Source organism: Arthrobacter sp. (genome assembly GCF_031179385.1).
Taxonomy (GTDB): domain Bacteria; phylum Actinomycetota; class Actinomycetes; order Actinomycetales; family Micrococcaceae; genus Arthrobacter_D.
The window spans coordinates 1-6,076 of record NZ_JAPSHV010000141.1; the positions used below are offsets into that span (position 1 = coordinate 1).

The following is a 6,076-nucleotide window of genomic DNA, read 5'->3' on the forward strand; positions in this document are numbered from 1 at the left end:
GGCCGCTGCAGCCCTTCCGTCAGGCCCTCGGCCGGATCGTTGCCGAGTTCGATGATTCTGTTGTCAGCATTGACGTGCACGATGGTGGGCACATAGGAGTGCGCCTCTTCCGTGGTCATCGCGGCGTACGTAATGAGTATGACTGTGTCGCCCTCATGCACCAGATGGGCTGCCGGACCGTTGATCCCGAGGACACCTGATCCGCGCTCACCGGCGATGGTGTAGGTTTCGAGCCGGGCGCCGTTGGTGACATCCACAATCGAAACCATCTCACCCGGCAGGATGTCTGCGGCTTCGAGCAGGTCCAGGTCAACGGTCACCGAACCGACGTAGTGCAGGTCTGCGTGGGTGACTGTGGCCCGGTGGATCTTGGACTTGAACATTGTGCGATTCATCGCGTCAAGTCTACGCTCGCCCAACTTCGCCTGCCATGTGGCCTTGCGCACCAACTTGCGCACCCGACGGTTCCCTGCTGCAGGGAAATAATGGGGCCATGAACCTACTCCTTGTTGCAGTCCTCTTCGCCCTTGCCGCGCTCGCCGAGATCGGCGGAGCCTGGCTTGTCTGGCAGAGCGTACGCGAGGGCCGGCCATGGTGGTGGGCGGGGCTGGGCGTAATGGCCCTCGGCGCGTACGGATTCGTGGCAACGCTGCAGCCCGACGCTCATTTCGGCCGGATCCTTGCCGCTTACGGCGGTGTCTTCGTGGTCGGGTCACTTGTGTGGGGGATGGTCCTCGACGGCTTCCGCCCTGACCGCTGGGACGTCATCGGAAGCGCAGTCTGCCTGACCGGAGTTGCGGTGATCATGTTCGGACCCCGCTCGTCGAGCTAGGGCTACACATCGTGGAGCGGGCGACGGGAATCGAACCCGCGTATCGAGCTTGGGAAGCTAGCGCTCTACCATTGAGCTACGCCCGCATGCGGCCTGAACCGCTCCATAAACACTACAACATGTCAGCGGGGCCCTTCACCCGCCTGGTTCCCGTGCTGGCTGGAATTTTTCACCCACTCCACCAGTTCCTTCCAAGGACCCTGCACCGCACTTTCGCCGACCGTTACCTCGCGGTAGCCGACCACCACGATGTGATAGACGAAGCGGTCGCGTTGCGCGTCCTCCGACTCGCCGGGATCAGCCTGCTCGAGGAGTGGAAGCCAGTGCTCTTCCGCTTCGGTTGGGCTCACCTCCACACTCCAGGTCCGGGTCATCCCGGCGAAGCCTCCGGACCGTGAGACCTCGATGCGGGTCACAGCACACCCACCTCCCGCCACCCGTACTCCACTGCCTGCGGGACGGGGGAGCCTTCCCCGTAACGCGCGTTCGCAGCATTGACCGTGATGTCCGCGAACTGGGCAAAGTCACAATCGGCGGGAACATTGCCGCCCGCGGCGGCGTCATACCAGACCTGCCCCGCATGTTCCCAGGCATAACCGCCGATTCGCGTTGCGGCAATGTAGAACGCTTGATTGGGAATGCCCGAGTTGATGTGGACTCCGCCGTTGTCGGACGTGGTGTCCACGAAGTCCGCCATGGTGGCGGGCTGCGGATCCTTGCCGAGGATGTCGTCGTTATAGGCAGTGCCCGGAGCCTTCAGTGACCGCAGCGCATTGCCCTCCACCTGGTCGGTGAACAGACCCTCGCCGACCAGCCAGCTCGCGGCATCTGCGGACTGGCCACGCTCGCGCTGTTCGACCAGGACTCCGAAAACGTCGGAGATGGACTCGTTGAGCGCACCCGACTGGCCCTGGTACCTCAGGTTCGAGGTGTACTGGGTGAACCCATGGGCCAGCTCGTGACCGATCACCGTCAGCGACGCGGTGAACCGCCCGAAGATCTCGCCATCCCCGTCACCGAACACCATGCGGGAACCGTCCCAGAACGCGTTGTCATACTGACGCCCGTAATGGACGGTGGCGTTCAGCGGCAGGCCGGCGTCGTCGATCGAGGCTCGGCCGTACACCTCACTGAAGAGTTCATGCGTTGCGCCGAGGCCCGCATACGCCTCATCGACCGCCGGGTCACCCGTGGCCGGATCACCCTCCCGGCGGGCCGGCTCGCCGGGCAGCGACTCGGATCCGCGGGCATCCGAGATGGTTCGGCGGAGAGCCAGCACGACGGCGGTGCCCGCTCCGCGCGAGGGATCCCTCGGAGCAGCGGCACGGGCGCTATGGATCGGGTCCAACTGCACGAGCGCCCGCCGGGCGGCAGCAGCTGCCTCGTGGTGCTCGGGCGCCTGCAGGCCGGCCAGCCGTGCGAGCAGGTAGGGCGGGACGATGCTGCAGTGTGAGTGGGCATCTGCGCGTGTGTTCATGCTGCCTCCTTGGTTGGTCCAAACGTAGTGCCCGCCTCTGACAGTCATCAATGGCTGGACCCGGGACGGCTGCATCGCGCGCTCAACGAACTACGCTGAGTGCATGACCGTGGAGCGGAACACCCGCAACCTTGAAGAGGGCATCGAGAAGGACTTCTCCGGGAAGATGACCTACGGCTCCTACCTCGCTCTCGATGCCCTTCTGTCCGCCCAGCATCCGGTCAGCCGGCCGGAGCATCATGACGAAATGCTGTTCATCATCCAGCATCAGACCTCGGAGTTATGGCTGAAGCTCGTGCTGCATGAGCTGGGCGCGGTGAGGACCCATCTGCGTGCGGACGACCTGCGTGCGGCGATGAAGGGCATCGCGCGGATCAAGCACATCCAGCGGTCGCTCACCGAGCAGTGGTCGGTGTTGGCGACCCTCACACCGTCGGAGTATGCCGAGTTCCGCGGTTCACTCAAGGCGGCCAGCGGCTTCCAGTCGTACCAGTACCGTGCAGTGGAGTTCCTCCTCGGCAACAAGAACGCCGCCATGCTGCAGGTGTTCGAGAGCGACGCGCAGGCTTTGGAGCTTCTGTCCACCCTGCTGCAGGAGTCGAGTATCTATGACGAGTTCATCCACTATCTTTCCCGGCGCGGCTACAACATTCCCGAGGAGCTGCTCGAACGGGACGTCACGCGCGCTCACGAGTTCAACCCCGGGCTAGTCCAGGTGTACAAGACCGTCTACGAGGACTCCGCTACGCACTGGGACGTCTACGAGGCCTGCGAGGAACTCGTGGACCTTGAGGACAATTTCCAGTTGTGGCGATTCAGGCACCTGAAGACGGTGGAGCGCACCATCGGCCACAAGACGGGAACCGGGGGGTCGAGCGGCGTGGGCTTCCTCCAGAAAGCGCTCGAACTGACCTTCTTCCCGGAGCTGTTCGCGGTCAGAACGGAGATCGGACGCTGATGTCTCCAATGGGAGCAGCGGGAACTGTGTACGGTATTTTTGAACGGTGCTGATCTCAGACCGCGACATCCGAACCGAAATTGCTGCCGAGCGTATTGTGCTCGATCCCTATGATCCCGCAATGGTTCAGCCGTCGAGCGTCGACGTCCGCATTGACCGGTTCTTCCGGCTCTTCGATAACCACAAGTACGCGCACATCGATCCGGCCGAGAACCAGCCGGACCTGACCCGTCTGGTGGAGGTGGCTCCCGATGAGCCTTTCATCCTGCACCCCGGGGAGTTCGTCCTCGGATCGACCTATGAAATGGTGACCCTTCCCGACGACGTCGCCGCCCGGCTGGAGGGAAAGTCATCGCTGGGTCGGCTCGGACTCCTGACACATTCCACGGCCGGCTTCATCGATCCGGGCTTCTCCGGCCACGTCACGCTCGAGCTCTCCAACATGGCGACCCTGCCGATTAAGCTGTGGCCCGGCTCCAAGATCGGCCAGCTCTGCTTTTTCAAGCTCACCTCGCCCGCGGAGCACTCCTACGGTTCCGGCCAGTATGGCAACCGGTACCAGGGGCAGCGCGGGCCGACGGCGTCGCGAAGCCACCTCAACTTCCACCGCACCGAAATCACCGAGGGTTCAGTCCCCGCCGCAGAGCAGGTCTAGGCAGCCGGTACGACGGCGGGCGTCACCTTCGCCGGCGGCTTGACCGGAAGCAATACCAGCAAGCCTGCCAGCAGCACCACCAGGATGCCGAGGATCCCGAACCGCTGTTCCCCGAACAATCCGATGAAGAGGGAGAACAGCGCCGGGGCGAGGAAGCTCACGGCACGGCCCGTGGTGGCGTACAGTCCGAACATCTCTCCCTCGTCGCCCTGCGGGGAGAGGCGCGCCAGATAGGCGCGCGATGAAGCCTGGGCCGGCCCGACGAACAGCGTGAGCAGGAGCCCGAAGATCCAGAACGTTGTATCGCCGCTCCATTGCAGGCCCAGCATCGAATGATCCGCCGCACCGAGCACCATCACCGCCGTTCCCGAGACCAGCAGCCCTATCAGGGCGACGATGATCACCAGTTTGGGACCCACCCGGTCATCGAAGAAGCCGCCAATCACGGCGCCGATTGCGGCAATGACGTTACCCACGATGGCGAACAGGATGACTTCGCTCAGTTCGAAGCCGAATGTCCCGGCCGCGATGATGCCCCCGAAGGTAAACACAGCCGCGAGTCCGTCCCGAAAGATTGCACTCGCGAGGAGGAAGAAGATGGTGTGCGGGCTGGTGCGGTAGATCGCCTTGATACGCCGGAAGAGCAGACCGTAGGACGCCAGGAATCCCAGCCGGTTGACGTTCCGCTGCCGGGGGATTTCCGGTACCGCGAACATCACCGGCAGGGCGAAGGCAAGGAACCACAGCGCCGAGAAGACCGCGACGAGCCGGATGTTGAGAGAGTCCTCCGTGCTGGACCCGAACCAGTCGACGACGGGTTGGACGAATGCCACCAGCACGATTACCAGGGCAACGATCCCGCCCACGTAACCCATGGCCCAGCCGAACCCGCTCACCCGGCCAACGCTTGAAGGAGTGGAAATCTGGGCCAGCATGGCGTTGTAGTTGACCCCGGCAAACTCAAAGAAGATGTTCGCGGCCGCGATCAGCGCGACTCCGAGAATCAGCAGCTCCGGGCGGGGGAAGACAAAGAAGCACAGTGCGGTCAGCACAGCCACAAGCAGGCTGTTCACACCGAGCCACAGTTTCCGGCGGCCGCCGACGTCGGACCGCTGACCGGTCACCGGAGCAAGGAGCGCAATAAGGAGACCGGCAACCGCGAGTCCCCAGCCGAGCACCTCGGATGCGTAGGTTTCGCCGCCGAAGGCATCGGAGGTGAGGTAGACAGTGAACACAAAGGTGGTCATCACGGCGTTGAATGCCGCGGATCCCCAATCCCAGGACGCCCATGCGAGCACGGGTTTCGAAAGGATGCGTCCAGGGGCCTGTGGGGAGTCCGTGCTCATGGCTGCATGCTATCTGGTGCCGAATAACAACTGGTTGACCCCTCTTATTATTCCGCGCGCCCTTTTCTTGCGCGGAGGGCAGAACCGGGGATGGCGCGGTGTATGCCACCGGTAGAATGTTCCTAGGCCCTTGACCGTCAGCTGACCGTCTCAACTCGAGAGATCAGGAGATCATCGTGCTACTCGTGCTCATCGCCCTCTTTGCGGTGGCCACAGTGGCGCCCCTGATCTTCCGTATGATGGGCCGTTCGGCCTTCTACGTTCTCGCCGCGGTTCCGGCGGCCGGCTTCCTCTGGCTACTGGCAACGTTCTCAAATTACACCGACTCTGCGCAGGTCGCTGCCAACGGGCAGCCCAACGCGCCGCCGTCCGTCGTGCTTCCATGGATCCCGCAACTGCAGCTCGAACTCGCTTTCCGCATGGACGCGCTGTCAGCCGTGCTCAGTATCCTGGTGCTCGGCGTCGGTTCCCTGGTGCTGTTTTACTGCGCCCGCTACTTCAAGCAGGATGACGCGAACATCGGGCCCTTCGGCGCCCAGTTGCTTGCATTCGCAGGCGCGATGTTCGGTCTGGTGATCGCCGATGACCTCATCCTGCTGTTCATCTTCTGGGAACTGACCACAGTCCTGTCCTATCTGCTCATCGGCTACTCCCGGCACCGGTTGTCCGCCAGGCGTGCGGCGCTGCAGGCACTGGTAGTGACCACGCTCGGTGGTCTGGCAATGCTGGTCGGCCTCATCATTCTGGGACAGCGTGCCGGGACGTATCGCCTGTCGGACATTCTTGCGAGCACGGACTCACTGACCGG

Annotated in this window: 8 protein-coding genes and 1 tRNA gene; 4 read left to right on the forward strand and 5 right to left on the reverse strand. The window is 63.3% G+C overall.

All coding sequences use genetic code 11. From position 1 onward, the window contains the following. Positions 1 to 395: aspartate 1-decarboxylase (panD, locus tag RIF85_RS14050; protein WP_309072523.1), on the reverse strand; the 395-nt coding region annotated here is incomplete at its 3' end. Positions 396 to 493: 98 nt separating this feature from the next. On the opposite strand from panD, the gene RIF85_RS14055 reads away from it, so the two are divergent. Beyond that, positions 494 to 832 (forward strand): YnfA family protein, encoded by a 339-nt coding sequence (locus RIF85_RS14055; RefSeq protein ID WP_309072524.1) that lies wholly within the window; start codon positions 494 to 496, stop codon positions 830 to 832. 12 nt (positions 833 to 844) lie between these two features. On the opposite strand, the gene RIF85_RS14060 is transcribed toward RIF85_RS14055, so the two are convergent. The 3 genes from RIF85_RS14060 to RIF85_RS14070 form a co-directional block, all read right to left on the reverse strand. Next, positions 845 to 918 (reverse strand) — tRNA-Gly (locus RIF85_RS14060). Between the two features lie 36 nt (positions 919 to 954). Then, the gene (locus RIF85_RS14065; RefSeq protein ID WP_309072525.1) at positions 955 to 1,248 is read right to left on the reverse strand and encodes a protealysin inhibitor emfourin; all 294 of its coding nucleotides are present in this window, start codon (positions 1,246 to 1,248) and stop codon (positions 955 to 957) included. Beyond that, complete coding sequence (locus tag RIF85_RS14070; RefSeq protein WP_309072526.1) at positions 1,245 to 2,309, reverse strand: M4 family metallopeptidase; 1,065 nt, start codon at positions 2,307 to 2,309, stop codon at positions 1,245 to 1,247. Before RIF85_RS14070 ends, RIF85_RS14065 begins: the two co-directional genes overlap by 4 nt. Positions 2,310 to 2,412: 103 nt before the next feature. Here RIF85_RS14070 and kynA point away from each other — a divergent pair, with 103 nt between their 5' ends. Both kynA and dcd read left to right on the forward strand, forming a co-directional pair. Continuing rightward, positions 2,413 to 3,267 (forward strand): tryptophan 2,3-dioxygenase, encoded by an 855-nt coding sequence (gene kynA / locus RIF85_RS14075; protein ID WP_309072527.1) that lies wholly within the window; start codon positions 2,413 to 2,415, stop codon positions 3,265 to 3,267. 46 nt (positions 3,268 to 3,313) lie between these two features. Then, a complete protein-coding gene (gene dcd / locus RIF85_RS14080) occupies positions 3,314 to 3,922 on the forward strand; it encodes a dCTP deaminase (protein ID WP_309072528.1) in 609 nt (202 codons plus the stop codon). Here the strand turns inward: dcd and RIF85_RS14085 are convergent. Next, positions 3,919 to 5,268 carry an MFS transporter gene (locus tag RIF85_RS14085; RefSeq protein WP_309072529.1) on the reverse strand — a complete coding sequence of 450 codons (1,350 nt, stop codon included), beginning with the start codon at positions 5,266 to 5,268 and terminating at the stop codon, positions 3,919 to 3,921. The genes dcd and RIF85_RS14085 overlap by 4 nt on opposite strands. A gap of 236 nt (positions 5,269 to 5,504) precedes the next feature. Between RIF85_RS14085 and RIF85_RS14090 the strand changes: the two genes are divergently transcribed. Then, a partial coding sequence (locus RIF85_RS14090; RefSeq protein ID WP_375164461.1) for a proton-conducting transporter membrane subunit occupies positions 5,505 to 6,076 on the forward strand: 572 nt, incomplete at its 3' end.

What these genes read in the sequence shown, in the direction of transcription:
- RIF85_RS14055 (WP_309072524.1), top strand. Translation starts at nt 494, where the DNA reads ATGAACCTACTCCTTGTTGCAGTCCTCTTCGCCCTTGCCGCGCTCGCC.
- RIF85_RS14070 (WP_309072526.1), bottom strand. Translation starts at nt 2,309, where the DNA reads ATGAACACACGCGCAGATGCCCACTCACACTGCAGCATCGTCCCGCCC.
- kynA (WP_309072527.1), top strand. Translation starts at nt 2,413, where the DNA reads ATGACCGTGGAGCGGAACACCCGCAACCTTGAAGAGGGCATCGAGAAG.
- RIF85_RS14085 (WP_309072529.1), bottom strand. Translation starts at nt 5,268, where the DNA reads ATGAGCACGGACTCCCCACAGGCCCCTGGACGCATCCTTTCGAAACCC.